The organism is Pseudomonas sp. H26/SER47-MNA-CIBAN-0231, assembly GCF_040310465.1.
GTDB classification, from domain to species: Bacteria; Pseudomonadota; Gammaproteobacteria; order Pseudomonadales; family Pseudomonadaceae; genus Aquipseudomonas; species Aquipseudomonas atacamensis.
On record NZ_JBEOPW010000014.1, the window covers coordinates 96,439 to 120,317 of the forward strand.

The 23,879-nt window shown below is 59.5% G+C and carries 28 protein-coding genes; 20 read left to right on the forward strand and 8 right to left on the reverse strand.

The window, feature by feature from the left end; all coding sequences use genetic code 11:
• Window positions 1-3 precede the first annotated feature (3 nt).
• Window positions 4-144 carry a hypothetical protein gene (locus AAEZ10_RS19975; protein WP_163012312.1) on the forward strand — a complete coding sequence of 47 codons (141 nt, stop codon included), beginning with the start codon at window positions 4-6 and terminating at the stop codon, window positions 142-144.
• Window positions 145-166: 22 nt separating this feature from the next.
• On the opposite strand, the gene AAEZ10_RS19980 is transcribed toward AAEZ10_RS19975, so the two are convergent.
• The gene (locus tag AAEZ10_RS19980; protein ID WP_122746482.1) at window positions 167-598 is read right to left on the reverse strand and encodes an HhH-GDP family DNA glycosylase; all 432 of its coding nucleotides are present in this window, start codon (window positions 596-598) and stop codon (window positions 167-169) included.
• A 160-nt stretch (window positions 599-758) separates the two neighbouring features.
• Here AAEZ10_RS19980 and AAEZ10_RS19985 point away from each other — a divergent pair, with 160 nt between their 5' ends.
• Window positions 759-2,330: a sensor domain-containing diguanylate cyclase gene (locus AAEZ10_RS19985; RefSeq protein ID WP_350570657.1), complete on the forward strand. Its 1,572-nt coding sequence runs from the start codon at window positions 759-761 to the stop codon at window positions 2,328-2,330.
• Window positions 2,331-2,340: 10 nt separating this feature from the next.
• Here AAEZ10_RS19985 and AAEZ10_RS19990 read toward each other — a convergent pair whose 3' ends face one another.
• Window positions 2,341-3,435, reverse strand: coding sequence for a GNAT family N-acetyltransferase/peptidase C39 family protein (locus AAEZ10_RS19990; protein WP_350570659.1), 1,095 nt, complete (start codon window positions 3,433-3,435; stop codon window positions 2,341-2,343).
• A gap of 94 nt (window positions 3,436-3,529) precedes the next feature.
• On the opposite strand from AAEZ10_RS19990, the gene AAEZ10_RS19995 reads away from it, so the two are divergent.
• Together AAEZ10_RS19995 and AAEZ10_RS20000 are read left to right on the forward strand one after the other, a co-directional pair.
• The gene (locus tag AAEZ10_RS19995) at window positions 3,530-5,110 is read left to right on the forward strand and encodes a RimK family ATP-grasp domain-containing protein (RefSeq protein ID WP_350570661.1); all 1,581 of its coding nucleotides are present in this window, start codon (window positions 3,530-3,532) and stop codon (window positions 5,108-5,110) included.
• Window positions 5,111-5,113: 3 nt separating this feature from the next.
• The gene (locus tag AAEZ10_RS20000) at window positions 5,114-6,025 is read left to right on the forward strand and encodes a magnesium transporter CorA family protein (RefSeq protein WP_122750705.1); all 912 of its coding nucleotides are present in this window, start codon (window positions 5,114-5,116) and stop codon (window positions 6,023-6,025) included.
• A gap of 42 nt (window positions 6,026-6,067) precedes the next feature.
• On the opposite strand, the gene AAEZ10_RS20005 is transcribed toward AAEZ10_RS20000, so the two are convergent.
• Complete coding sequence (locus AAEZ10_RS20005) at window positions 6,068-6,304, reverse strand: DUF6555 family protein (RefSeq protein WP_016774354.1); 237 nt, start codon at window positions 6,302-6,304, stop codon at window positions 6,068-6,070.
• A gap of 163 nt (window positions 6,305-6,467) precedes the next feature.
• On the opposite strand from AAEZ10_RS20005, the gene tspO reads away from it, so the two are divergent.
• The 3 genes from tspO to AAEZ10_RS20020 all read left to right on the forward strand — a co-directional run bounded on the left by tspO (window position 6,468) and on the right by AAEZ10_RS20020 (window position 8,364).
• Window positions 6,468-6,911: a tryptophan-rich sensory protein TspO gene (tspO, locus tag AAEZ10_RS20010; RefSeq protein WP_041480509.1), complete on the forward strand. Its 444-nt coding sequence runs from the start codon at window positions 6,468-6,470 to the stop codon at window positions 6,909-6,911.
• Window positions 6,860-7,891, forward strand: a complete 1,032-nt coding sequence (locus AAEZ10_RS20015) for an alpha/beta hydrolase fold domain-containing protein (RefSeq protein WP_502947698.1) — start codon at window positions 6,860-6,862, stop codon at window positions 7,889-7,891. Before tspO ends, AAEZ10_RS20015 begins: the two co-directional genes overlap by 52 nt.
• 221 nt (window positions 7,892-8,112) lie before the next feature.
• Window positions 8,113-8,364, forward strand: coding sequence for a DUF2790 domain-containing protein (locus AAEZ10_RS20020; RefSeq protein ID WP_016774351.1), 252 nt, complete (start codon window positions 8,113-8,115; stop codon window positions 8,362-8,364).
• Between the two features lie 70 nt (window positions 8,365-8,434).
• On the opposite strand, the gene AAEZ10_RS20025 is transcribed toward AAEZ10_RS20020, so the two are convergent.
• A complete protein-coding gene (locus tag AAEZ10_RS20025) occupies window positions 8,435-9,361 on the reverse strand; it encodes a LysR family transcriptional regulator (RefSeq protein WP_350570665.1) in 927 nt (308 codons plus the stop codon).
• Window positions 9,362-9,572: 211 nt separating this feature from the next.
• Between AAEZ10_RS20025 and AAEZ10_RS20030 the strand changes: the two genes are divergently transcribed.
• Genes AAEZ10_RS20030 through AAEZ10_RS20040 form a run of 3 tightly spaced genes read left to right on the forward strand, consistent with a single transcriptional unit; the run spans window position 9,573 to window position 12,355 of the window.
• Complete coding sequence (locus AAEZ10_RS20030; protein ID WP_350570667.1) at window positions 9,573-11,009, forward strand: NAD-dependent succinate-semialdehyde dehydrogenase; 1,437 nt, start codon at window positions 9,573-9,575, stop codon at window positions 11,007-11,009.
• 10 nt (window positions 11,010-11,019) lie between these two features.
• The gene (locus AAEZ10_RS20035; RefSeq protein WP_110599182.1) at window positions 11,020-11,352 is read left to right on the forward strand and encodes a carboxymuconolactone decarboxylase family protein; all 333 of its coding nucleotides are present in this window, start codon (window positions 11,020-11,022) and stop codon (window positions 11,350-11,352) included.
• Window position 11,353: 1 nt separating this feature from the next.
• Complete coding sequence (locus AAEZ10_RS20040) at window positions 11,354-12,355, forward strand: NAD(P)H-quinone oxidoreductase (RefSeq protein ID WP_350570669.1); 1,002 nt, start codon at window positions 11,354-11,356, stop codon at window positions 12,353-12,355.
• A 59-nt stretch (window positions 12,356-12,414) separates the two neighbouring features.
• On the opposite strand, the gene AAEZ10_RS20045 is transcribed toward AAEZ10_RS20040, so the two are convergent.
• Both AAEZ10_RS20045 and AAEZ10_RS20050 read right to left on the reverse strand, forming a co-directional pair.
• The gene (locus AAEZ10_RS20045; RefSeq protein ID WP_016774346.1) at window positions 12,415-12,807 is read right to left on the reverse strand and encodes a carboxymuconolactone decarboxylase family protein; all 393 of its coding nucleotides are present in this window, start codon (window positions 12,805-12,807) and stop codon (window positions 12,415-12,417) included.
• A gap of 70 nt (window positions 12,808-12,877) precedes the next feature.
• Window positions 12,878-13,264 (reverse strand): MerR family transcriptional regulator, encoded by a 387-nt coding sequence (locus AAEZ10_RS20050; RefSeq protein ID WP_350570671.1) that lies wholly within the window; start codon window positions 13,262-13,264, stop codon window positions 12,878-12,880.
• Between the two features lie 282 nt (window positions 13,265-13,546).
• On the opposite strand from AAEZ10_RS20050, the gene AAEZ10_RS20055 reads away from it, so the two are divergent.
• From AAEZ10_RS20055 to AAEZ10_RS20075, 5 genes are all read left to right on the forward strand, one after another.
• Window positions 13,547-13,903: a metalloregulator ArsR/SmtB family transcription factor gene (locus AAEZ10_RS20055; RefSeq protein WP_122610110.1), complete on the forward strand. Its 357-nt coding sequence runs from the start codon at window positions 13,547-13,549 to the stop codon at window positions 13,901-13,903.
• 24 nt (window positions 13,904-13,927) lie between these two features.
• Window positions 13,928-15,211: an arsenic transporter gene (locus tag AAEZ10_RS20060; RefSeq protein WP_350570674.1), complete on the forward strand. Its 1,284-nt coding sequence runs from the start codon at window positions 13,928-13,930 to the stop codon at window positions 15,209-15,211.
• Window positions 15,212-15,227: 16 nt separating this feature from the next.
• Window positions 15,228-15,698 carry an arsenate reductase ArsC gene (locus AAEZ10_RS20065; protein WP_073475044.1) on the forward strand — a complete coding sequence of 157 codons (471 nt, stop codon included), beginning with the start codon at window positions 15,228-15,230 and terminating at the stop codon, window positions 15,696-15,698.
• A gap of 47 nt (window positions 15,699-15,745) precedes the next feature.
• Window positions 15,746-16,459, forward strand: a complete 714-nt coding sequence (gene arsH, locus AAEZ10_RS20070) for an arsenical resistance protein ArsH (protein ID WP_073475046.1) — start codon at window positions 15,746-15,748, stop codon at window positions 16,457-16,459.
• Window positions 16,460-16,527: 68 nt separating this feature from the next.
• Window positions 16,528-17,601 carry an ArsO family NAD(P)H-dependent flavin-containing monooxygenase gene (locus AAEZ10_RS20075; RefSeq protein ID WP_350570677.1) on the forward strand — a complete coding sequence of 358 codons (1,074 nt, stop codon included), beginning with the start codon at window positions 16,528-16,530 and terminating at the stop codon, window positions 17,599-17,601.
• A 28-nt stretch (window positions 17,602-17,629) separates the two neighbouring features.
• Here the strand turns inward: AAEZ10_RS20075 and AAEZ10_RS20080 are convergent, their stop codons facing one another.
• Window positions 17,630-18,181 (reverse strand): arsinothricin resistance N-acetyltransferase ArsN1 family B, encoded by a 552-nt coding sequence (locus AAEZ10_RS20080; RefSeq protein WP_073475408.1) that lies wholly within the window; start codon window positions 18,179-18,181, stop codon window positions 17,630-17,632.
• A 289-nt stretch (window positions 18,182-18,470) separates the two neighbouring features.
• On the opposite strand from AAEZ10_RS20080, the gene AAEZ10_RS20085 reads away from it, so the two are divergent.
• From AAEZ10_RS20085 to AAEZ10_RS20105, 5 genes are all read left to right on the forward strand, one after another.
• Window positions 18,471-18,803 (forward strand): hypothetical protein, encoded by a 333-nt coding sequence (locus AAEZ10_RS20085; RefSeq protein ID WP_073475050.1) that lies wholly within the window; start codon window positions 18,471-18,473, stop codon window positions 18,801-18,803.
• 186 nt (window positions 18,804-18,989) lie between these two features.
• The gene (locus tag AAEZ10_RS20090; protein WP_350570680.1) at window positions 18,990-19,814 is read left to right on the forward strand and encodes an oxidoreductase; all 825 of its coding nucleotides are present in this window, start codon (window positions 18,990-18,992) and stop codon (window positions 19,812-19,814) included.
• Window positions 19,815-20,045: 231 nt separating this feature from the next.
• On the forward strand, window positions 20,046-20,987 hold the full coding sequence (locus tag AAEZ10_RS20095) for an AraC family transcriptional regulator (protein WP_122746494.1): 942 nt from the start codon (window positions 20,046-20,048) through the stop codon (window positions 20,985-20,987).
• A gap of 48 nt (window positions 20,988-21,035) precedes the next feature.
• Window positions 21,036-21,665, forward strand: coding sequence for a DUF3885 domain-containing protein (locus AAEZ10_RS20100; protein WP_280036534.1), 630 nt, complete (start codon window positions 21,036-21,038; stop codon window positions 21,663-21,665).
• A gap of 131 nt (window positions 21,666-21,796) precedes the next feature.
• Window positions 21,797-22,210 carry a PaaI family thioesterase gene (locus tag AAEZ10_RS20105; RefSeq protein ID WP_350570683.1) on the forward strand — a complete coding sequence of 138 codons (414 nt, stop codon included), beginning with the start codon at window positions 21,797-21,799 and terminating at the stop codon, window positions 22,208-22,210.
• Window positions 22,211-22,284: 74 nt separating this feature from the next.
• On the opposite strand, the gene AAEZ10_RS20110 is transcribed toward AAEZ10_RS20105, so the two are convergent.
• Window positions 22,285-23,856: a GMC family oxidoreductase gene (locus AAEZ10_RS20110; RefSeq protein ID WP_350570685.1), complete on the reverse strand. Its 1,572-nt coding sequence runs from the start codon at window positions 23,854-23,856 to the stop codon at window positions 22,285-22,287.
• Window positions 23,857-23,879 lie beyond the last annotated feature (23 nt).

Consider the following 23,879-nt stretch of genomic DNA (forward strand, 5'->3'; position numbering starts at 1 on the left):
GACATGAGAACTTATAAAAACCTGAGTTTCCCCTCAAGCCTGGGTGTCGCCCCGGGACTCCAGTTTCTGCTGGGCTGTGCGATATTCGCCGGCGGAACGCTGATCCTGATGAGCGAACTGGCGGGAACCTTCTTTGCGATGTGAACCTTGGTTTGCTATCGGGCGTTCAAAACAGCACCGCAGCCGCTTCCCTCATGAAGATCTCAACGGTCTTCGGCCCTATCCCCTCGAACTCGGACAGGCGCTTCTCCAGCGCCTTACGATCCGCGCTCGCCGCCACGATGTTACTCACCTTACCGGCGTACTCGCTGTTGAGCTTGTTGGCCAGCGCGAGCAGTCGCGACGCCGTGCTTTCATCGTAACGAACGTAACGCGCCTGCCCCAGCATCGACACCAATTGACGGTGTGTGCACTGCGCGAGCTTTAGCGGGGTGTCGTTGTGATGCTGCTCTACTATGACCTGATACGCCTTGGCGGCGATGGCGCCCTGAATCCTCTTGCCCATCAGAAAACTCGCCAGCAGCCATTTGAACAGGCCGGTTTCGCTGGCATTGTGCAGGTCGATGTTCAAGTCACCGGCGGTGATGATTTCGCTCACAAGTCTCACCTCAAGGCGCGCTTCAATTACAGATGTTGACCCGGCACGGCTTGGAACGATCCAATCGCGACAGCCTGGCCAAGGCAGTAAATTGAATTCCAGGTGGAAAAGGATGGTCATCTTTCAAGAGATGAGAGATGACAAGCATAAGGACCCTCAAATGCTCGGTCGTAAGATGCCCAAAACCAAGGGGCATGACGCCGCAGAAACCGCTCCCATCAAAGCTGCCAGCGAGATAGCCGCTTTCCGCCTGACAGTCATCTTCATGCTGACGGTCATTCTGGCGTTTCTCGGCGTGGAGGGATGGCGAACCTGGCGTGACTATCATGCAGCCTTCTCGTCGGCGCGTGATTCGGTCACCAACCTCGCGCGGGCAACTGCGCAACATGCCGAAGACGCCATCCGCCAGGTCGATGTGTTGACCGCCGCCCTGGGCGAGCGCGTCGAAGGTGATGGCTTGCAAAACATCGACGTAGCGCGCATCCACAACTTGCTGGTGCAGCAGGCCAAATTGATGCCGCAGTTGCATGGACTGTTTATCTACGGCCCGGACGGCAAATGGATCGTCACCGACAAGGAAATGATCCCGGACCCGGCGAACAACGCCGACCGCGACTACTTCCAGTATCACCGCGCCAACACCGATCGAAACGTGCGTATCGGTGATGTCGTCAAGAGCAAATCCACCGACGACCTGATCATCCCGATTTCCCGCCGCTTGAATAACCCGGACGGCTCCTTCGCCGGCGTGCTGCTGGGGACGATCAAGGTCAGTTACTTTGTCGACTATTACGGCGATTTCAAGATCGACGACAAGGGTGCACTGGTGCTGGCGCTGCGCAACGGCACCATCCTCGTGCGTCGTCCCTTCATCGCTTCGGTCATCGGTCAGAGCCTCGCCGACAGTGAGGTGTTCAAGAACTACCTGCCGTTTTCCAATCAAGGGATCGCCGAGGTCCGAGCCGTCGTCGACGGCACCCAGCGTCTGTACGGTTACAGAGCTTTGAGCACCTACCCGCTGGTGGTCGAAACCGGCCTTTCCCGCGAATCGATCATCGCGCCGTGGCGCTGGGACCTGATCAAAACCGGTTTTGTGTTGATGTCGGTAATCACCGCGTTCACGGTCTTCGGGTTGATTGTGTTGAGGCAACTGCGCCAACGGATGGTGATGGAAAAGGATCTGCGCCGGGCACATCAGGCCATGAAGGACATGGCCTTGACCGACAGCCTGACCGGACTGGCCAACCGTCGGCGGCTGGACACTGCCTTGATTGACGAAATTCGTCTGGCCAGACGCCAGGGTTCGTCGATCTCATTGATCATGATCGATGTCGATCACTTCAAACTCTACAACGACAGCTATGGGCACGCGGCGGGTGACGATTGCCTGAGCGCCGTCGGCCAGGCGATTGCGCAAGCAGTAAAACGGCCGGGTGATCTCGCCGTGCGCTATGGCGGCGAGGAGTTTTCCGTGTTGCTGCCCAACACGGATATTCGCGGGGCGGCGCTTGTGGCTGAGGAAATTCTTGAGGCCATTCGATCCTTGCGGATGGAGCACAGAGCCCATCCGCTGGGTCACGTCACCGCCAGTGCAGGTATTGCGGTTGGCAAACCGGCCGAACATGATGTGAGCCCCGCCACTCTTATCGAGTCGGCTGACAAAATGCTTTATGCCGCGAAGCAGAAAGGCAGGGATCGCTGCTGTATCGGCGAGGAAGTGCTCGGCGCCTAGCCACCCCTCCTCAACGGGAGCGCAGCATCACGGCTGCGCGAACCCGCTGGACGCCAAACACCGTCATGCGCAGAAACTCCTGGTGACTGACCGGCAAGTGCTGGCAGTCCAGGCCGCGCTTGAGTTTGCTGTGGTCGACATCAGGATCGTGCAGGTAGACGAAGTCCTCGTCGCACCCGGTGATGATGACCCAATGCGGCGCTTTCAAGCGGGTGAATCGGTAGCTGCTGATCAGCACCAGCGGTTTGTATCCGGTCGCCAACGCCTCGCCGATCTGCAGATATTCACCCAGCACCTGATCGACTTGCGTGGCAGCCAGGTCTTGGGCAAAGCCGTCCTCGACCAGTTTCATGATCGACTTCTTCTCCGTGCTGCGTACGCCGTGAAGAAAAAGCGAGCCCGCGTGACTGACCTCAAGGCGCACATCGAAACCGCGCCGCCAGGCCGCCAATGCCAGACCCTGAGGACTGCAGCCACCGTGCCCCGCCGTCATGAAAATGGTGGTTGCCTCGCGCCACAGCTGGATTTCCTCCGCTCGGGCCATGGCACGGGTCGGATCGATGGCAGACATGGCCATCAGCAGGCACGCAGCGCCGCAGGTGAACTCGGTGGTCTGCTGGTAATACGGCACTTGGCGCGCGGGCGCTGGTGTTTCGCGCAGGATGCGTTTCTCGTAGCGCAACGCCTCGCAGTGATCCTCGTAGTAGTCCTCGACACTGGCAAAGCGCTGATAGCCGTTGGCTTCGTAGAGGCGAATGGCAGCGCTGTTGTCAGCGCGCACCTCCAGGCGCAGCCATGCGCAGTTGCGCGCCAATGCGCAGGCCTGGGCCTGATCCAGCAGACGCTGGCCAAGCTCATGTCCGCGCCACGCGGGGCTGACGGCAATCGAATACAGGCGTCCAAGTGAGGTGCCACGGTGAAAAAGCACCAGTGCATAACCGCAGAGGATTGCGCCCGAGGTGACGACAATCAACGCGGCATTGGCTCGACTGAGCATCCAGCTGAAGTTGCGCTGATTCAACCGGTCGAGGGTAAAACACACCCGCTCCAATTCGACCAGATCGTCGATATCGTCAGTGGATGCAAAGCGAAAATCAAAAGACATGACCGCACCGTAAAGTTTGAGTAACGAACCGGGACAGACCGAAAGGCCCGTGATTTATTGAAGCGGCGTCTTCTTCAACAGGGATTCATTACTCATGTCAGCGGTGCAAGCCAACGTGAACGAAGTATTAGACAAAACCGAGCATTCGACAATCTCCCTCAGCGAGGAACCTCCCAGTATCAAGCCCTCGGGAAGTCGATTGCTCATACTGGTCGAACGCAAGGATGACTGGGCTGATTACTTGCCCAGCGAGAGCCTGATGCTCGCTCAGGATTACCTTGAACACAGCGATGATTTTCCTCATCGCACCCAGGTCATCAACCTCTGCCGCAATTACAAATACCTCGGTCAGGGCTATTACTGCTCATTGCTCGCCGAGGCGCGCGGGCACAAGGTTTTTCCCTCGGTGCGCACCGTCAGCGAGCTGGCGCGCAAAGCGCTTTACGGGGTCGGGCTGAATGATCTGCAACGCACCCTGGAGCGGGCGCTGGCCAATCATCCATACGGCGAAACCGAAGCGTTCACGCTGTCGCTGTACTTCGGCAAGGCCTCGATCGAGCCGCTGCAAGAGATCGGCCGTCAACTGTTCGAGGCGTTCCCCTGCCCTATCCTGCTGGTGGAATTCCGCCGTGGTGAGAGCTGGCAGATCGCAGGCATCAAAGCCGGAGCGCTGCACAAGCTTCGCGACGAACAGCAGCATGTCTTCGCTGACGCACTGGATGCCTTCAATCGCAGAACGTGGCGTCAGCCCGCTTCCAAACGCGTGGCCCGCTACGACCTGGCCATCCTGCATGATCCTGACGAAGCCCTGCCGCCGTCTAACCCCGAGGCATTGCAGCGCTTCATCGCGGCAGGCGAACAGCTCGGTATCGATGTCGAACTGATCGAGAAAAAGGACTACGCGCGTCTTGCTGAATTCGACGCGCTGTTCATTCGCGAAACAACGCGAGTGGATGATCACACCTATCGATTCGCCAAGAAGGCTGAAAGCGAAGGCCTTGTGGTGATTGACGATCCGTCGTCGATCCTGCGCTGCACCAACAAGGTCTATCTGGCCGACCTGCTCAAGCGTCGCGGGCTGGGCATGCCGGCAACGGAAATACTCTACAAGGATCGTCCGCAGGAACTCGAAAACGCAGGGCGTCGCCTCGGTTTTCCCTTGGTATTGAAAATCCCCGATGGCTGTTTTTCACGGGGGGTGATCAAAGTCGCCGATGCACAAGCGCTGGCCACTGCTGCACAGGAGTTATTCGAACACTCGGTGCTGCTGCTCGCGCAGGAGTACTGCTACACCGAATACGACTGGCGCGTCGGCGTGCTCAATGGCGAGGCGCTGTATGCCTGCAGATACTTCATGTCCAAGGGGCATTGGCAGATTTACAACCACAAGGCGCTGCCCGGCGAGATCAACGGGATGTGCGAGGCGGTGCCCGTCGAGCAAGCTCCGCCGGCAGTCGTGCAGCTCGCCGTACAGACGGCTCGACTGATCGGCGACGGCCTCTACGGCGTCGACCTCAAGCAGGCGGGCGATCGGGTCCTGGTCATCGAAGTGAACGACAACCCCAACCTCGATGCGGGTATCGAAGACGCGATGCTGGGCGACGAACTTTATCGGCGCGTGCTGCAAGCGTTCACGCAAAGGCTCGAGCTCAAACACCGTGGCCAAGCGTGGTGAGCAATGATTGAAGGCTATTGCATTGATTGCGGCGCCCTGCACAGGACATCTGGAGAACAGGCGACTGTCTGGCTGTGTGTCGCCCCGGACGCAGCCGAGCAACTGGATCTGCACAGACTCCTGGGCATTGGCCCACAAGCGATAGAGTCGTCGCTGGACCCTGACGAAGTGGCCCGCATCGAAGTCAAACCTGATCACCTGTTTATGATCTGGAAGCGCCCGGAAAGCTTCGACGGGCGCGCATTCAACGTTTCGTCCTTCGGAGTGGTGCTGAGCGAAAAACGCTTGGTGGTCATTTGTGCGAGCAACTCGCTGCTCTCGGGTCTTGAGCACGATGCGCAAATGACCGGGCCGCTGGACGTGCTGATGGCGTTACTCGCTGAAAGCGTTCATCACTACCTTGGGCATTTGCGCGTGGTCAAACAGATCGCCCGGGAGATTCAACAGCAATTCACCCGGGCGATGGACAATCAGCAATTGGCGCAGATGTACAACCTGAGCGAAAGCCTCGTGTACTACGTCAATGCGATTCAAAGTAACGGAGCGGTGCTGACCCTGCTGCGCAACCACGGTCAGCGTCAGGGCTTCAGCGACGGTCAACTGGCTGCGCTGAACGATCTGATCGTGGAAAACGAACAAAGCTTTCAGCAGGCCAGAATTCACGCCAAGGTGTTCGCCAACCTCATCGAATCCCACGGCAACCTTGCCAACAACAGCATGAACCGGGCCCTGCGCAAGCTGACGCTGATCAACGTCGTATTCCTTCCCTTGAACCTGATCGCCAGCATCGGTGGCATGTCGGAGTTCAGCATGATGACGTCCGGCGTCCCATGGTGGATGTCCTTTCCCGTGCTGATCGCCTGCATGGGCCTCGTGGGTGCGGGGATGGTGCTGGTATTACGGCGCATGGCCTGAATTCAGAGCACATTCTGCTGACGCCTGCGCCGCATGCGGGCGTCAATTGGTCCGGCTGACCACCCGGATATGTGTAATCCCTACCCGCTCGGCCTGCTCGAGAATCTGCTCTGGCGTCGAATCCGCCGTGGGCATGACCAGGCTGTTTTCCGCATCGCCCAGATGCAGTTCCAGCAGATGCATCGCCGCGTCGTGCTCGGCCAGTTGCGCTTCCTTGAGTTCGAGCAGATAAGTACGAGGCTCGCCGTTGAAACGGTATTCGATGTGATAGGTGTACATGTTGTCGTCCGCGTCGGTGGGAAAAGGCAGTGTTTATCCTGACGCAGCGGTCAGCTTATAGTTCAACCTGACTGCCAAATTGCATTTGCGAACAAACTTTTTGCGCAGCGAAGCGTCCTCTTCTTAACTCTCCATAACAGCTGATCACAGCTAAGGACCGGCAATGACCTTTTTCATCTTCCTTTTGGCCTGCGCGGCGGCGGCAACCACTGGCGTGATGTTCAAACCCGGCCCGTGGTACGAATCGCTGACCAAACCCTCTTTCACCCCGCCTAACTGGGCCTTTCCCGTAGCGTGGACGATCATCTACCTGCTGCTGGCCTGGGCCGGTTATCGCTTGAGTCTGATCCCCGGCAGCCAAACGGTGCTGGCCTTGTGGGCTGCGCAAATCGCCCTCAACACGCTGTGGACGCCGGTGTTCTTCGGCGCGCATCAGGTGCTGGCGGCGCTGGTGATTCTGGCGGTGCTGTGGGTGGTGGTCGCCGTGATGGTCGTGCTCGCCCTGCAACTGGACGTGGTCACCGGGCTGATTCTGTTCCCGTACCTGGCGTGGCTATGCGTCGCGGCAGCATTGAACTGCTCGATCCTGATGAAGAATCGTCTGTGAGCGACTTCCCATGGCCGCAAGGCGAGCGCGAGCTGGCACAGGTTCGCGCGTTCAACAAAAAGCTCGCCTGGCTGCCGCGTTTCAAGATCCGCAATCGCCTCACCCCACGGCTGATTCAGGCGTTGCTGCGGGCGGGTCAGCTCGGCGGCGACGGCAAGCTGCGCCAGCATGGGCTGACCGCCGAACGGAAGATCATCGACACGGTGCCCGTGCGCATCATCCGCCCCAAGGGCAAAGCCAGAGGCGTGGTGCTGGATTTCCATGGTGGCGGCTGGGTGATCGGCAATGCGCAGATGAACGACAACTTCAACATCGCCATCGTCAATACTTGCGACGTGGCGGTGGTGTCGGTTGATTATCGGCTGGCCGTGTCGACGCCAATCGAGGGCTTGCTGGACGACTGTCTGCGCGCCACTCGCGGCATCTTGAACGATGGCGAATTTGCCGGACTGCCCGTGGTTGTCGTCGGTGAATCGGCCGGCGGGCATCTGGCGGCCGCCACCCTCCTCGCGCTCAAATCTTCGCCGCAACGGCTGCAACGGATCTGCGGCGCGCTGCTGTATTACGGCGTCTACGACCTGACCGGCACACCCAGCGTGCGCACCGCATCCGCCGATACTCTGGTGCTCGACGGCCCCGGCATGGTCGAAGCGTTGCGCCTGCTCACGCCGGACATCAGCGACGAACAACGACGCCAGCCACCGCTGTCGCCGCTATACGGCGATTTCAGTGGACTGCCACCAGCGCTGCTGTTTGCCGGCGACCTCGATCCGCTGCTGGATGACACGCGGCTCATTGCTGAGCACTGGCAACACGCGGCGCCGGTGGAGATGTACGTGCTGCCGGAGTGTCCGCATGGCTTCATCCACTTCCCCACCGCCACTGCTGACCATGTGCTGGCTTACAGCCGCAAGTGGATTTCAGCGCAAGTGGCAAGCTACTCAGCGAAATCCGCCGAAATCAGCCCGGCGCTTTCGTAGCTGCCGATTGCATGGCGAGCCGTAAAAAACCGAGATAAGCAAAAGGCGCCCTCACCGGCGCCTTTTTTGTTTGCGCTGAACCCTGCGCGATCGTTCACCCCATGCCGATTGTGGTTCAAACCGTAAACAGTCTTTACCCGATCCGCGCCTGTTTCCCCCGCCAGCCGCCGCATAGAGTTCGTTCCAGCAACACACTCAACTTCAGCAAAGGAACATCCTCCATGAAAGTCTCAATGCTCGTCCTCGCACTCTTCGGCTTCAGCTCGGTGGTCATGGCTCAGGAATCGACTACCACGCCACCCGTCGAGCAATACACCTACGCCAGTCACCTCGACGTCGCCAAAATCATCTCGGAAGATCCCGTGCCGGATGTCTGCGCTGTAGTGCCGGTGCACATGACTTATCAGGATTCCCAAGGCAAGCAGCACATCCTGCAATACGAGGTCATGGGCAGCGGCTGCAGCAACGGCTGATCAGGCCAATACCTCGCACACCCATTGCGTCTCAGAGTTGGCTCGCTGAGACGCAAATGCCTTTACCGCTTCAATCGATAAGCGCCTGAGCAGTGCTCGCCAACTGCGCGCCGACCCGGGTTCTCAAGGTATCGATGAATCGCGTGATCTTCGCATCGACAAACTGGCGAGACGTGTAGACCGCGTAAACATTGCGCTCGTAGGTGTGGTAATCGGGCAGCACCCGCACCAGCCTGCCGGTACGCAAATCGTCGATCGCCGTGAAGCCTGCCAACAGACCAATCCCCGCCCCTTCGCGAATGGCCACGGCCATTGCGTCCATATCGTTCACGCTGAAACTCGGCCCGCTCGGGATGAACGTCGCATCGCCCGCCTTGCTTTTGAGCTGCCATTCATCGCGCACGTAATCCACGGTACCGAGCAGCAGGCATTGATGATCGCGAAGCTGCTCCGGCGTTTCGGGGGCGCTATGCCGCGCCAGGTATTGCGGAGAGGCCACCAGTACGCAGTGACTGACGCCGATCTTCTGGCTGACATACGCCGAATCCGGCAGCGTTCGCGCGATCAGAATGGACACGTCCAACTGATCCTCAAGCAGATTGGGCATGCGTTGGGAGAGCATCAAATCGACGGTCACTTCGGGGAACGCCTGGCGATATTCCAGCACCGCGCCGGTCACCAGTTGCCGGGCCAGTCCGGGCACGCAGTGCACCCGTAACGTCCCTCGTGGTTGCAAGGCGGCATTGCTCGCCTCGGCTTCGGCGCTTTCCAGGTCAGCGAGAATCTTCACACAGCGCTCATAAAACCGCCGGCCCGCATCGGTCACCGAGAGACGCCGGGTCGAGCGCTGCAACAGCCGAGTGTCGAGCACGTTTTCCAACGCCGAGACCGCACGCGATACGTTACCGACGGTGGAGTCGAGATGGTTGGCCACGGCAGTGAAACTGCCCATCTCGACTACCTTGATGTACACCGACATGTTTGAAAGTTTGTCCATCCTGATCGTCCTGTAGACCTGCCACTCACTGCGGATAACGTCGGATGCTACACGCTCGCTCCTGGGCTCGATATTACCTTCTGGGACAACAATGATTCCCTCGTGGCCGGCTAAATCAAACGGCGCGCCTTCCATAGACTGGATTCCACGGGACGCCTGAACCGCTGCGTACAAGGCGCCGAATGAATCCTCAACCATGAAGGCGACATCCATGAACACTCCTTACGATCCGCTCTATCTCTTCATCGGTGGTCAATGGCTCACCGCCCAGGACCGCGCGACCGCCGCCGTGGTCAACCCGGCAACCGGCGAGGAAATCGGCCAGGTGCCACTGGCCACCGCCGAAGACCTGGATCACGCCCTCGAAGTGGCCCGACTGAGCTTCGACCAATGGCGCCAGACCGTGCCGGACCAGCGCGCAAAAATCCTCAAGCGCGCCGCCGACCTGATCCTCGAACGCGCCCCGCACATCGCTGGGCAAATGACGCTGGAAGAAGGCAAGCCACTGCGCGAAAGCCTCGATGAAGTGACCCGTGCGGCGGAATATTTCGAGTGGTTCGCCGAAAGCGCACGACGCATCGACGGCCGTGTCGTACCGGCCAATCGTCCGGGTGTACTGCAACTGGTCAAACGCCAAGCCATCGGCCCCGTCGCAGCGTTCACACCGTGGAATTTCCCGGCCATCACCCCGGCGCGCAAGCTCTCGGCAGCGCTGGCTGCCGGTTGCAGTGTGGTGCTCAAGCCTGGCGAGGAAAGCCCCTCCACCGCGCTGGCCCTGGCCCGGGCGCTGGACGATGCCGGCTTGCCCAAAGGCGTGCTGCAAGTGGTGTTCGGTGTGCCGGATCAAGTGTCCAGCCATTTGATTGCCTCACCGATCATTCGCAAAGTGACCTTCACCGGTTCGGTGCCGATCGGTCGGCTGCTCTCGGCCCGCGCTGCCGAAGGCGTCAAGCCGATCACTCTGGAACTGGGCGGCCACGGCCCGGTGCTGGTGTTTGCCGACGCCGACATCGAAAAGGCAGCTGTGGAAGGCGTCGCCAATCGCTTTCGCGGCACCGGCCAAGTGTGCATTTCCTCGACTCGTTTTCTCATCCAGCGTGAGGCCTACGCCGAGTTTGTCGAGCACTTCGTCGCGGCCACCCAGGCGTTGAAAATCGGCGATGGCATGGATCCGCAAACCCAGGTCGGCCCTCTGGCCAACCCACGGCAACTGGCGAAGATGGAGCAACTGATCGCCGACGCCGTCGAGAAAGGCGCGCGGGTGCTGGCCGGTGGCGAAGCGTTGCCGGGCGCAGGCTTCTTCTTTCAGCCCACCGTATTGGCCGATGTGCCGATGAGTGCGCGAATCATGCACGAAGAACCCTTTGGCCCCATCGCGATACTGATGCCTTTCGATGAGTTGAGCGACGGCCTGCAAGAAGCCAACCGCCTGCCCTACGGCCTCTCGGCCTACGCGTTCACTTCCAATGCGCGCACCGCGATCGACGTCGCCGATGGCCTGGAAGCCGGAATGATCGGCATCAACCAGTACCGCATCGTCGCCACCGAACTGCCCTTCGGCGGCATGAAAGAAAGCGGCCACGGTTCTGAAGGTGGCATCGAAGGCATCGAGCACTATCTCACCAACAAATTCATCAGCCAGGTTTAAGGGGATTTCCATGTCGACTATCGATTTCAGCAGCCCACGCGAAGCCGCCCGCGCCTTCACCCCGAAACTAGCGCAATTCGTGGACTCAACGCTGTACCCGCAGATCTGGAGTGACCCCGCCTTGTCACCCCGCGAGCGCAGCCTGATCACTGTCGCCGCGCTGATTGCCGGCGGCCACTGCGAAGAGTTGCCCGCGCACCTGCGCCGCGCTGTCAGCAATGGTGTGAGCCATGAAGAGTTGTCGGCGGCGATCACTCACTTGGCCTTTTACGTCGGTTTTCCGGGCGCCATCACCGCCTCGGCCATCGCCAATGCCACCCTTGCCGACACGGAGCAACGCTGAGATGAAAGCCATCAACCTGAAAGCGTTCGGTCCGGCAGAAGTGCTGCAACTCGGCGAAGCGCCCAACCCTGAAGTGCGCGCGACCGACCTGCTGGTGCGTGTCTATGCGGCCGGCGTGAACCGTGCCGACCTGACTCACCGAACCGGCGGCTACGGCCATGCGAACTTCGGCGACTCGTTGATCATCGGTCTGGAGATTGCCGGGGAAGTGCTCGAGACCGGCAGCGAGGTCAGCGGATTCGCCGTCGGCGACCGGGTGATGGGCGTGGTCGGCGGCGGCGCCTACGCCGAACTGGCGCGCATCGACTACCGCATGGCCATGCCGATTCCGGCGCAGCTCGACTATGTGCACGCCGCGGCGATTCCCGAAGTGTTTGTCACCGCCCACGAAGCGATGCTGCACCTGGCCCGACTCAAGTCAGGCGACTCAGTGCTGATCCATGCCGCCGCCGGTGGCGTCGGTTCCGCTGCCGTGCAACTGGCCTACGCCACAGGCGCCACGGTGTACGCGACCACCGAAGGCAGCAAGCTGTCGCGCGTCGAAAACCTGGGCGCCGACGTGGCCATCGACTACAAAAACGAGGATTTCGCCGCAGTCATCGCCGACAAAACCCAAGGTCGCGGGGTCGACGTGATCATTGATTTCATTGGCGCGCCCTACTTCGCCCGCAACATCGCCTCGCTGGCCCACGGTGGCCGCTTGGTGCAGGTCGGCATTCTTGGCGGCGGCGGCAAGGTCGACGTGGAGCTGGAGCACATCCTCTACCGGCACCTGCAAATCATCGGCACGGTGATGAAGTCACGCACCCAGCCGGAGAAGCACGCGATGATCCAGCGCTTTCGCGACCACTGGCTGAAACGCTTCGCCGGCGCTGCGAGTCTGGAACCGGTGGTGGACAGCACCTTCCCGCTAACCCGCGCAGCCGATGCCCATCGGCGGATGGAGTCTTCGCAGAATGTCGGGAAGATTATTCTGACGATGCAGGCCGAGGATTTGCGTTAAGGCAGGTCGATCAAATCTGGCCTTGCACCGTCCTGTTGCAAGGTCAGCGGCCAGCGCACTCAAGATTTAACACTGATCCCGCGAGCAGCAAAGACTTCACGCGCAGCCGTTATACCGTTCAGGGCACTGGGAAACCCTGCGTATACCGTCATTTGCAAGATCACATCGACCACCGCCTCCGGTGTGCACCCGACGTTCAGGGCGCCGCCGATATGCACTTTCAGTTGTGGCTGTGCGTTGCCCAGTGCGGTCAGTGCCGCAACGGTTGCCAGCTCACGAGTGCAGTGGTCGAGGCCGGGGCGGGCAAAGACATCGCCATAGGCAAAACTCAAAATCCAGTCCGCAAGTTCTGGAGCAGTATCCTTCAATGAATCAACCACTGCCTGACCAGGTCCGCCAGTAATCTGCGTCAGAGCGGCTTCTCCGCGCGCTCGACGATCAGTCATCTCCACGGGCGCTGCGACACTGGTCACGCTTGCACCAATAAGTGTGGCGGACAGCAAACGATTGAGACCGGGAAGTTTACGGATCATGGTGATGCTCCTTTTGCTCGAGTTGGTGATAGATCTGAATCTTGTTATCCAGAACCTCCAGGGACTGGCTCAACTGGCTGATCTGCGCTTGCACGTCCCGGCGATGCTGCTCGAGAAGTTCGCGGCGTTCTGCCAGGGTCGAGTCGCCTGAACGGCGCAGTTCGGCATACCGCAGCATTTGCTGGATCGGCATTCCGGTCGCCTTCAGCCGGAGCAGAAACTCGGCCCACAGCACATCCTTCTCGGCGTACACCCGGTGGCCATTGCCACCGCGCCCAACCGGATCGAACAGCCCGATGCGCTCGTAATAGCGGATCGTGTGAGCGCTCAAATCAAGGCGTTTGGCCAACTTTGAAATTGTCAGTTTTGGATTCATGTCATCACCGTAAAGGTTTGAGCGCGCTCTAAGTCAATGGCTATTTTCAATCAGTTGGAATCAGACAAACCGCGGGCACTATCCGCGCGGTCCGTCGCTATCAGTCTCGACGGTTCAACCGCTGTTATATTCGCTTTACCAGATATATGACTATGCGTATATTCGCTTATCCGTATCCATTGCTCGGCAATCATGCCGCCGCCTTTCACCATTACGCGTCACGACATCCGCAAGCGCATCAGGCACTTCGTTTTGGTCAAGACAGAAGCTTCTGGAGGACGTATGACAGAACCCATGACCCCCACCACCTTGTTCAAGTGCTTGGCCGACGACACCCGAGCCAAAATTTCCCTGCTTGTCGTGAGCCAAGGTGAACTCTGTGTATGCGAGCTGACGGCAGCGCTCGACCTGAGTCAGCCGAAGATTTCTCGTCATCTGGCGCTGCTGCGCTCTGCCGGTTTGCTCTTGGATCGTCGCCAAGGCCAATGGGTGTACTACCGGGTGAATCCTGATTTGCCCGCGTGGGTGGCTGCAGTTTTGAAGGAAGTGGTAGACGCCAATCAGCAATGGCTGGAAACCGAGGCCAAGCGCCTTTGCGGCATGAGCGACCGTCCGATCAACCAAGCCGTGTGCAACTGATTCACGCCCAACCGGATTAATGAAATGCTGATTGCCGTATTGATCTTTATCGCCACCATCGTCCTTGTCATCTGGCAGCCCAAGGGACTCGGGGTTGGCTGGAGTGCGACGCTCGGTGCCGTCGTGGCGCTGCTGGCAGGCGTCGTTACCCTTGCAGACATACCCGAGGTCTGGCGCATCGTCTGGAATGCCACTGGGACATTCATCGCGGTCATCATCATCAGTTTGCTGCTTGATGAGGCAGGCTTTTTCAAGTGGGCTGCATTGCACGTGGCTCGGTGGGGAGGCGGAAGCACCCGCAGGCTGTTCGCATTTATCGTCCTGCTGGGTGCGGCTGTGTCGGCACTGTTCGCCAACGACGGAGCGGCATTGATCCTCACTCCCATCGTAATCGCGATGTTGCTGGCGCTGCGTTTTTCTCCCGCCGCGACGTTGGCGTTCGTCATGGCCGCTGGATTTATCGCAGATACGGCGAGCTTGCCATTTGTGGTTTCAAACCTGGTCAACATTGTTTCTGCCGACTACTTCAATATCGGCTTCAACGAATATGCTTCGATCATGGTGCCGGTAAACATCGTCAGCGTGGCGGCGACATTAGCCATGCTGCTGTGGTTTTTCCGCAAAGATTTACCAAAGACCTATGACCTCAACCAACTGGACAATCCGGATGACGCAATCCATGACCGTGCCACTTTCGTAGCCGGCTGGTGGGTGCTGGCACTACTGCTGATCGGGTTCTTTGTCATTGAGCCATTGGGGGTGCCAATCAGCGCCATCGCAGCGGTCTGTGCCTGCATTCTCTATGTCATCGCGGCTCGTGGTCATGCCATCAACACAAGCAAGGTGCTCAAAGAGGCGCCATGGCAGGTGGTGATTTTTTCTTTGGGTATGTACCTGGTTGTTTATGGCCTGAAGAACGCCGGCCTGACCGACCACATCGCGCAGATCCTGAACGAGTTCGCCGGTTATGGCGTTTGGGGCGCGTCCCTTGGTACAGGGCTGCTGACCGCATTGCTGTCTTCGATCATGAACAACATGCCCACCGTTCTGGTAGGCGCCTTATCCATTCATGCCGCCGAAGTCGACGGTGTAGTCCAGCAAGCGATGGTTTACGCCAACATCATCGGCTGCGACCTGGGCCCGAAGATCACCCCGATCGGGAGCCTGGCCACGCTGTTGTGGCTGCACGTGCTCGCCCGGAAAAACATAACGATCAGCTGGGGTTACTACTTCAAGACCGGGATCGTGCTGACCTTGCCCATCCTCGTCGCCACATTGTCCGCCCTGGCACTGCGCCTAAGTTTCTGAATCAAGGAATCGTCTGATGAAAATCTTGTTCATGTGCACCCACAACAGCTGCCGCAGCATTCTGTCCGAGGCGCTTTTCAACCACTTGGCGCCCGAGGGTCTAGAAGCCATCAGCTCGGGAAGCTTTCCCAGTGGCCGGGTGAATCAACGGGCACTGCAAACGCTGGAGGCGGCGGGCATCTCTACGGCGGGCTTGAGCAGCAAGGCTTCGGATGCTTTTGAGGGCTCGCCTCCCGACATCGTCATTACCGTCTGTGATCGCGCTGCTGGAGAAGCATGCCCGATCTTCTTCGGCCCAGCCCTGAAGGCGCATTGGGGGCTGGCCGACCCGTCTGAGGCTAGCGGGTCGGAAGCCGAGATCACCGCTGCATTTGAAACCACACTCGCCAAAATCCACGAGCGCGTGAGCGCATTTCTTGCGCTGCCACTGAAGACCATCAGCGCTGAACAGTTGAAAGCTGAACTGAACCGCATCGGTTCGCTTTGAAGATCAACCGAGGCGGCACCCAACCAGGCGCCGCCGTAGGAGCTTATATGCAAGACACATTGCCGAACGTCCATGCCGAACTGATCGACATTCCTTCGCTGGAGCAACTGTCGCCTCGTAATCCTTCGGAGCATAAGCCTCGCATTCTGCTGCTATACGGATCGACGCGAGAGCGCTCATTCAGCCGCCTGGTCACGCAAGAAGCGGCACGCCTGCTGAAGGAGTTTGGCGCCGAAACCAGGATTTTTGACCCTGCGGGTCTGCCGCTGCCTGATGACGCACCCGACACGCATCCCAAAGTCGTGGAACTGCGCGAGCTGATGCAATGGTCAGAGGGTCAGGTGTGGTGCTCTCCTGAGCGTCACGGCTCCATGAGTGCCGTGTTCAAAGCGCAGATCGACTGGGTTCCGCTGGCGCTGGGCGCTGTACGACCTACGCAAGGCAAAACCCTTGCTGTGATGCAGGTCTGCGGCGGCTCGCAGTCCTTCAACGTGGTCAATCAGTTGCGGGTACTTGGCCGCTGGATGCGGATGTTCACCATCCCGAACCAGTCTTCTGTGGCCAAGGCGTTCACCGAGTTCGATGAGGCCGGACGTATGAAGCCTTCTTCGTACTACGACCGCCTGGTGGACGTGATGGAAGAATTGATGAAGTTCACGCTGCTCTTGCGCGATCGTCAGGATTACCTGGTCGACCGTTATTCCGAGCGCAAGGAATCCGCCGAAGAGCTGTCCAGACGAGTCAACCAGCGTTCCATTTGATGCCTGTGTGGGGCAACGGTATGAGCGCACCACGATCTTTCACACGTTGAGGCCTTTGCGCCGGGAGGATGCTGGTGAGTCAGAATTCGAAACTTGATGTCGTGGTCATTGGTGGTGGCCAATCCGCGCTGACTGTCGCTTATTTTTTGAAGCGCACAGGCTTGTCTTACGTGCTGCTGGATGCCGAGCCGGGACCAGGAGGCGCCTGGCGGCATGGCTGGGATTCGCTGCGGCTCTTCTCGCCGTCGGCATGGAGTTCGATTGCAGGCTGGCCGATGCCGGCCCTGTCCGAGGGGACGCCCGGGCGGGACGACGTTGTCGAATACCTGACTCAGTACGAGCGCCGGTATGACTTCCCCATCATCCGCCCCACGCGGGTGACCCGTGTCGAGAAGATCGAAGGCGGCTTGCGTGTTATCTCAAAGGACAACCACTGGGACGCCAAAGCGGTTATCAGTGCAACAGGCACCTGGAGCTGCCCGTTCGTACCAGACTATCCCGGCCAGGCATTGTTTGCAGGCAGGCAGCTTCATTCCGCTCATTACGTCGGGCCGAACGAGTTTGCGGGTAAAACCGTCCTTGTCGTCGGTGGCGGCAACTCCGGCGCCCAGATTTACGCCGAGGTCTCCAAAGTGGCGCAGGCAACCTGGGTCACGCAACAGGCCCCAACGTTCCTACCTGATGAGGTGGATGGACGCGTCCTGTTCGAACGCGCTACTGCTCGACTGAAGGCGCAGCAGGATGGCGTGGAGCCTCAACAGCCCGTTGGAGGACTGGGCGACATTGTCATGGTGCCACCGGTCAAGGAGGCTCGCGAGCGCGGTGTGTTGAGCGCGGTACGGCCGTTCACGCGCTTTACTTCGACAGGGGTTGTGTGGTCATCGGGGATCGAGACAAAGGTGGACGCTGTCATCTGGTGCACGGGATTTGCTCCGGCGCTCGATCACCTGAACAACCTGAACATTGTAGGCCGGGATGGCAAAGTGATTGTGGACGAAAGCCGAAGCGTTGCGGTACCCGATCTGTGGCTGGTGGGTTACGGCGACTGGACGGGGCTCGCTTCTGCCACATTGATCGGCGTAACCCGCACCGCCCGGGATGTAGTCAGGCAAGTGCAAAGCTATCTCACTGGCGGAACCTGATTGCTCGCGCCGACAAATTCGCGCGAGCTTACTGTGATGCGACTTCAAGCTCGGGGAAGATGATTGGCTCCAGCGGTGGAGTCGCCTGGTTCAGGCCGAGTCGCCAGTAGCCGACATCGTGCCATTTTCCAAGCTTGAACCCTACCTCCGGGTACATGCCGATTTGGGTGAATCCTAGTGACTCATGCAGGCCCACGCTGCCTTCATTTGGTTGCGCGATCCCAGCGTAGGCTGAGTGAAATCCCTGCTTTTCGAGAATCGAAAGCAAGGTCCCGTAAAGTTCTCGGCCGACGCCCTGACGACGAACTGATTCTGCGATGTACACGGTCACATCAACGGCCCATCGGTAGGCCGGACGTGCGCGATGCTGACTTGCGTATGCATAGCCTTTGATCTCGCCCTGCTCTTCAGCCACCAGATAGGGATAAGTCTGAAGCGTCTTAGTTATCCTATGCGCAATTTCCGTAATGCTCGGCGGTGTTTCTTCGAAAGAGATCGCAGTATTCAGAACGATTGGGGCATAAATGCGCTGGATGGCATCTGCATCGGTTGCCGCCGCCGTACGGATATTCAAAGCCATGGAGGGTCGTCCTTGAGAGGAAGCCTGAACCTTAGCCTTTCCAAGCCACTTTTCAATATCAACGAATGCAATATCGGTATTCAGTGTCGGAATCTCGCCTTGAAGCCTGAAGGTCTGTAAAACCATCTCAGCGAGCAGAATCAGGCAAATCGCCGACAGTATCCGCTTAACGCCGACACCGCCCTGCCCCCTAATCTGAACCCATGCAGAACACACCACTGCAACGGGTTAACCAGAGACTGATCTGAACGACCCGGACCTCAATCGAAATTTGACCGGAGTCACCGCCATGAAAACTGTAAGCCAACTGATCGCCGTCGCCACCTTCGCCCTCAGCGCCAGCGCATTCGCCGTACCGAGCAATCAGGAAGATCGTTTCTTCACCCAGGTCAACGAACCACAGCAGACTGTTGCTGCCGATGGCTCGGAACGTACGCCGCAGGGCCAGGCTCTGGCTGAAAACGGCCGCAACCGCCTCGAGGAACAAGGCCTGGTTGAGGACGGTTATGACAAGACCCCACAAGGCCAGGCCATCGCTGCCGACGGCTCAGACCGCACCCCACTGGGTGAGGCCCTCGCCGCTGATGGATCGGACCGTACAGCGGGTCGTCGCGCAGCTTAAGCGCGTGTTGCCGAGACAGGAAAAGTCCTGCGGGTTTGAGACCTGCAGGACTTTTCCGTCTTTTGAGGCAAGACCTGGAAAACCCTATTGATAGGAACAGGCAATACTTCGATCCGATTCGGCATCGTCCGCCAGCGTTATCCGCCCTAGCATGGCCTCTCCAATTGCCTGCTGGAGTACAAATCCATGAAGACTCTTTTCATCACCGGTGTCAGCAGCGGCTTCGGCCAGGCGCTGGCCAAGGAAGCGCTCGCTCAAGGTCACAGGATTATCGGCACAGTGCGCAGTGAGTCCGCGCTGGCAGCTTTCGAAGCGCTGTCGCCCGAGCGCGCGCATGGGGTGCTGCTGGACGTTACCGAGTTCGATGCCATCGATGGGGTGGTTGCGGCTGTGGAGGATCGTCACGGCCCGGTGGACGTGCTGGTCAACAACGCCGGTTATGGCCATGAGGGGATTTTTGAAGAGTCATCGCTGCAGGAAATGCGCCGCCAGTTCGACGTCAACGTATTCGGCGCGGTGGCGGTGACCAGGGCTTTCGTCCCGTATTTCCGCCAGCGCCGCGCGGGGCATATTCTCAATATCACCTCCATGGGTGGCTACATCACCATGCCGGGGATCGCTTATTACTGCGGCAGCAAGTTCGCTCTGGAGGGCATCTCCGACACCTTGAGCAAGGAGCTTGCGCCCTTCAATATTTTTGTCACCGCTGTGGCGCCGGGGTCATTTCGCACCGACTGGGCAGGCCGCTCGATGCAACGCACGCCGCGTAGCATCAGTGACTACGACGCAAGCTTCGATCCGGTGCGCAAGGCCCGAGAGGACAAAAGCGGCCATCAGCTGGGCGATCCGCAGAAAGCTGCACGGGTCATGCTGACGATCATCGACAGTCCAAACCCGCCCGCTCATCTGCTGTTGGGTAGTGATGCGCTGGCGTTGGTGCGTGACAAGTTGCAGCAGACGGCGGAGAGTATTGAGCAATGGCAAGCGCTCAGTCGTTCGACGGATGGCTGAAAGATCAAAAGCACCCTCACCCCAGCCCTCTCCCGGAGGGAGAGGGCGCCGATCGCGGGTGGATTCAACCCCCGCGTTCGGCACGATATTACAGGTCGGCGTAGTACCAGAAAGCACCACGGTCAGTCCCCTCTCCCTCTGGGAGAGGGCTAGGGTGAGGGCTCTGTCTGACACCCCGCCAATCAGCCAGACAGGTTCAAACCCGCCTTTTCACAAGGAAACCCACAGCCCATGCCGAAACCGAAAGACCCCATCACAGCGCGCATGGTCCAGCTAATGAGCCAGCTCGCCCCGCTGGAAGGTTACAACCTGAGCCCGCTGGACGATGTGCGTTTCCTGCGTTCCAACCGACCGCTGACCCGCACGCCGGTGTTGTACGAGCCGGGCATCGTCATCCTTTGTCAGGGGCGTAAACGCGGCTATCTCGGCGATGAAGTCTACGTCTACGACGCTCAGCATTATCTGGTGGTGTCGGTGCCGGTACCCTTCACCATGGAAACCGACGCCAGCGAAGCCGAGCCAATGCTCGCGGTGTACGTGCGCCTGGATTTCGCTTTGGCTGGCGAGCTGATCCAGCAAGTGGACGAGCGGTGGGATTTCCCCACAGCGCAGCCGATGGGCATGTACGCCTCGCCTCTCGACGAACCGCTGCGCCGGTCAACCCTGCGTTTTCTTGAAGTGATGAGCGACGATGCCGACGCGCAAATCCTCGGCCCGGCGATGCTGCGCGAGCTCTACTACCGTATCCTCACCGGCGAACAAGGTGGCACCCTGCGCGCCGCCATCGCCCAACAAGGCCAGTTCGGCAAAGTGACCCGCGCCATCCACAAGATCCACAGCTGTTATCACCAACATCTCGACGTAGAGACCCTGGCCGAGGAAGCGCAGATGAGCGTGCCGAATTTTCACCTGCACTTTCGCAAGGTTACCGATTCCTCGCCGATGCAGTATCTGAAGTCGACGCGATTGCACCAGGCGCGATTGCTGATGCTGCGCAACGACCTGACTGCGGCAAAAACTGCGTTTCTGGTCGGTTACGAAAGCGCCTCGCAATTCAGCCGCGACTTCAAACGCCTCTTCGGCCGCACACCCCTGGCGGAAGTGGCGTGGATGAAACAGGCCTATGCGCTGCCGGCACCGACGACTGCTTCGCCGTTTGTGTCTTCGCACTGACTTCACCCGCGTCTTGAACAAACAGAAATCCACATTGAAGGGAAGAAAGTGAATCTGAGAGCTGAGATCGAAAACGCATTTGGACCCCAGGCATTCGCCCGTCCGCTTTTCTATTCCTGGCCGGGAGGATTGCGTTTCGAACTCTCCGAAACGGGCGGAATGATCGAGCAATTCCTCACGGCGGTGCGGAAATCCACAACCATCTGCGGCGATATTTTCCAGGGGGATGCATCGTTTGTCGCATGTCTGCGTATTCATTCCGGTCGCAATCGATTCGCCCATCGCAGCACTCTTCGCGCCCTTAAATCTGCTGGAATCGACACTCCATCAGCGCTGTGCATCTGGAGCGAAGAAATAGACAACGAGGAATGGTTCACCGAGGAAGAACCGGAATACTGGGTCAACGTCGCCTTCGAAGCGTCTGTGGCGAGCATTCAAGCATTACTCTGGTGCGCATTGGCCAAGGACTTCGGTGCTATCCAACCGCGTGCGAACTGTGCTGTCTACCTGTTCAATCTGCCCAAGCGAGTCATGGTCTTTCCCTATGACGACAGAGGTATGGACGTGGTTGGAGCCAACACCGAACTACTTTTGCAGCTTTATCAACGACATCATGCCTGGTTGCTCGACCATGACCGGGCAGCGATGGAAGCCACATTCGGCAGGCTTAAACGTTAGGTGAACGCTATCGTTGGTCAGTTCCGTGTACAGCACTTATCGCAGCAAATTCCACATCCGCATAGTGCTTGCCCCTTCCTGTGTTTCCTCGCCCAATCACACAGGTCAGCCACCTGCATCAGGATGGGATCATGAACACCACGGCCATTCCCGAAGGTTTCACTCCATTCACCCGCAGCAGTCCGTTGCTGGATCTGCTCGGCCCGATCTACGCCAGAGGCCACGGCCTGCAATTGGAACTGGGCTTGCTGACCGACTCCCACCACGCCAACGGCCGTGGCACTTTGCATGGCGGTGTATTGGCGACACTAGCGGACGTGGGCATGGGCTACGCCATGGCCTTCTCCAGCGATCCGCCGCAGCCGTTGATCACGGCGAGCATGACCCTGGATTATCTCGGTGCAGTGCAAATCAACGAGTGGCTCGAAGTGCGTCTTGAACACTCCAAAAAGGGCCGCCAACTGGCGTTTGCTGGCGTCAGTCTGCACGTCGGTGAGCGAACGGTTGCGCGCGCCAGTGCCGTGTTCGCGGTGCCGATGAATTGATCGACTGACTCGACTCATCGCCCCACCTGGACGGCAGGCCGGGATTTGCCGCCCCGCCCGCACGGTCATTACCTTCAAGGCATTGTGTTCGCCATCGTCACCCCATACGCAGCCAGAAGCATATCCGCCGCCCGCTCACCAATAACGACACACGGCGCCATCGTGTTGCCAACGGTAATGCGCGGCATGATCGAGGCATCTGCAACGCGCAGCCCATCGATCCCGTACACGCGCAATTGATGGTCAACCACCGACAGCGCATCGCGGCCCATTTTTGCCGTACACGACAGGTGCCAGTAGGTCATCGCCGAGTTGCGGATGAACTGTTCCATAGCGCGGTGTTCTCTCGGCCCGGGCACCACTTCGCGCTTGATCAGCCCATTGAAGGCCTGGCTGTTGCCGAGTGCGCGGCACAGTTCGATCGACGCATGGGCTGCGGCCATGTCCTCGGGCTCGCTCAGGGAGTTCGGCTCAATGATCGGTGCATCCAGCGGCCCAGCACCCGACAACCGCAAGCGTCCGCGACTGGCAGGTCTGGCCAGCCCGGCGAACATGGTCCAGCCATGCTCCGGCGGTTCGATGGCAACCTCTGGCGGAGACGGTACCGCGAATGCCAACTGGCACTGCAACAGGTCCGGGGCTTCCAGGCGGCTGTCGCTTTTCCAGTACAAGGTGGTTTCGCATCCGCTGCCAGCGACGGCCTGGGGTTGTCGGTATTCCCACGTGCAGCCGAAAGCCAGATGATCCTGCAAATTCTCGCCCACACCGGGTAGATGAACGACCGGTGCGATGCCGTGTTTTCGCAGTTCATCCGCCGGGCCGATGCCCGACTGCATGAGCACTTTCGGTGATTGCACCGCGCCCATGGACAGAACGACTTCAGCTGCGGCATGAAAGCGGCGCCGCTCGCCGGCGATCAACACTTCGACACCGACGGCCCGGGTGCCGTCCAGCAACACGCGGGTCACCAACGCCCCGGTCAGCACCGTCAGGTTCGGATAGTGCAAGCGCGGCCGGATGTAGGCGTCGTAAACCGATTCGCGCTTGCCCTGTTTGATGCGCAGGTCGGTGACAGCGATCCCTCCTGCGCCTTCCATCATCTCGCCATTGGGACTGTCGAATCGGGGGATGCCCAGATCGCCGGCCGCCTCCAGCGTTGCCAACGCAAGGGGTTGAGGTGTGGCCGGCTGCTCGACATGTACCGGCCCACCTGAACCACGCCGGGTGGCGTCCGGGCTGCCTTGCCAGTTTTCGATCCTGCGGTAGTAATCGAGCACCGATGCGTAGCCCCAGGCCGGGTCGCCAGACTCGGCAGCAAAATGCTCCCAATCGGCGCGATGGCCGCGCGACCAGACCATCACGTTGATGCTCGAACCTCCGCCGAGCCCCTTGCCCATGCTCAACGGGAGCCGTCGACCGTTCAAGCGTGGATCGGCTTGGCCCTCGAATGCCCAGTCGCGCGCAGAGCCGAGGTTCAGCGGCCATTGCGCTGGTTCTGTCACCTCGGGGCCAGAATAGTCTTCGCCGGCCTCAATCAGCAGAACCCGTGCGCCTGATTCGTCGGCAAGCCGCGCAGCGACCACGCAGCCCGACGTGCCGGCACCACAGACAATGAAGTCATAGTCGTGATCGCTTCGAGGGTCCATACGCCCGCTCCCCTTCGATGGCG

What these genes read in the sequence shown, in the direction of transcription:
- arsH (WP_073475046.1), top strand. Translation starts at nt 15,746, where the DNA reads ATGCAAGACACATTGCCGAACGTCCATGCCGAACTGATCGACATTCCT.
- AAEZ10_RS20025 (WP_350570665.1), bottom strand. Translation starts at nt 9,361, where the DNA reads ATGGACAAACTTTCAAACATGTCGGTGTACATCAAGGTAGTCGAGATG.
- AAEZ10_RS20065 (WP_073475044.1), top strand. Translation starts at nt 15,228, where the DNA reads ATGAAAATCTTGTTCATGTGCACCCACAACAGCTGCCGCAGCATTCTG.
- AAEZ10_RS20110 (WP_350570685.1), bottom strand. Translation starts at nt 23,856, where the DNA reads ATGGACCCTCGAAGCGATCACGACTATGACTTCATTGTCTGTGGTGCC.
- tspO (WP_041480509.1), top strand. Translation starts at nt 6,468, where the DNA reads ATGACCTTTTTCATCTTCCTTTTGGCCTGCGCGGCGGCGGCAACCACT.
- AAEZ10_RS20085 (WP_073475050.1), top strand. Translation starts at nt 18,471, where the DNA reads ATGAAAACTGTAAGCCAACTGATCGCCGTCGCCACCTTCGCCCTCAGC.
- AAEZ10_RS20000 (WP_122750705.1), top strand. Translation starts at nt 5,114, where the DNA reads ATGATTGAAGGCTATTGCATTGATTGCGGCGCCCTGCACAGGACATCT.
- AAEZ10_RS20020 (WP_016774351.1), top strand. Translation starts at nt 8,113, where the DNA reads ATGAAAGTCTCAATGCTCGTCCTCGCACTCTTCGGCTTCAGCTCGGTG.
- AAEZ10_RS20055 (WP_122610110.1), top strand. Translation starts at nt 13,547, where the DNA reads ATGACAGAACCCATGACCCCCACCACCTTGTTCAAGTGCTTGGCCGAC.
- AAEZ10_RS20080 (WP_073475408.1), bottom strand. Translation starts at nt 18,181, where the DNA reads ATGGCTTTGAATATCCGTACGGCGGCGGCAACCGATGCAGATGCCATC.
- AAEZ10_RS20060 (WP_350570674.1), top strand. Translation starts at nt 13,928, where the DNA reads ATGCTGATTGCCGTATTGATCTTTATCGCCACCATCGTCCTTGTCATC.
- AAEZ10_RS20040 (WP_350570669.1), top strand. Translation starts at nt 11,354, where the DNA reads ATGAAAGCCATCAACCTGAAAGCGTTCGGTCCGGCAGAAGTGCTGCAA.
- AAEZ10_RS20105 (WP_350570683.1), top strand. Translation starts at nt 21,797, where the DNA reads ATGAACACCACGGCCATTCCCGAAGGTTTCACTCCATTCACCCGCAGC.
- AAEZ10_RS20030 (WP_350570667.1), top strand. Translation starts at nt 9,573, where the DNA reads ATGAACACTCCTTACGATCCGCTCTATCTCTTCATCGGTGGTCAATGG.
- AAEZ10_RS19995 (WP_350570661.1), top strand. Translation starts at nt 3,530, where the DNA reads ATGTCAGCGGTGCAAGCCAACGTGAACGAAGTATTAGACAAAACCGAG.
- AAEZ10_RS19975 (WP_163012312.1), top strand. Translation starts at nt 4, where the DNA reads ATGAGAACTTATAAAAACCTGAGTTTCCCCTCAAGCCTGGGTGTCGCC.
- AAEZ10_RS20050 (WP_350570671.1), bottom strand. Translation starts at nt 13,264, where the DNA reads ATGAATCCAAAACTGACAATTTCAAAGTTGGCCAAACGCCTTGATTTG.
- AAEZ10_RS20090 (WP_350570680.1), top strand. Translation starts at nt 18,990, where the DNA reads ATGAAGACTCTTTTCATCACCGGTGTCAGCAGCGGCTTCGGCCAGGCG.
- AAEZ10_RS19990 (WP_350570659.1), bottom strand. Translation starts at nt 3,435, where the DNA reads ATGTCTTTTGATTTTCGCTTTGCATCCACTGACGATATCGACGATCTG.
- AAEZ10_RS19985 (WP_350570657.1), top strand. Translation starts at nt 759, where the DNA reads ATGCTCGGTCGTAAGATGCCCAAAACCAAGGGGCATGACGCCGCAGAA.
- AAEZ10_RS20015 (WP_502947698.1), top strand. Translation starts at nt 6,860, where the DNA reads ATGCGTCGCGGCAGCATTGAACTGCTCGATCCTGATGAAGAATCGTCT.
- AAEZ10_RS20095 (WP_122746494.1), top strand. Translation starts at nt 20,046, where the DNA reads ATGCCGAAACCGAAAGACCCCATCACAGCGCGCATGGTCCAGCTAATG.
- AAEZ10_RS20005 (WP_016774354.1), bottom strand. Translation starts at nt 6,304, where the DNA reads ATGTACACCTATCACATCGAATACCGTTTCAACGGCGAGCCTCGTACT.
- AAEZ10_RS20075 (WP_350570677.1), top strand. Translation starts at nt 16,528, where the DNA reads ATGCTGGTGAGTCAGAATTCGAAACTTGATGTCGTGGTCATTGGTGGT.
- AAEZ10_RS20035 (WP_110599182.1), top strand. Translation starts at nt 11,020, where the DNA reads ATGTCGACTATCGATTTCAGCAGCCCACGCGAAGCCGCCCGCGCCTTC.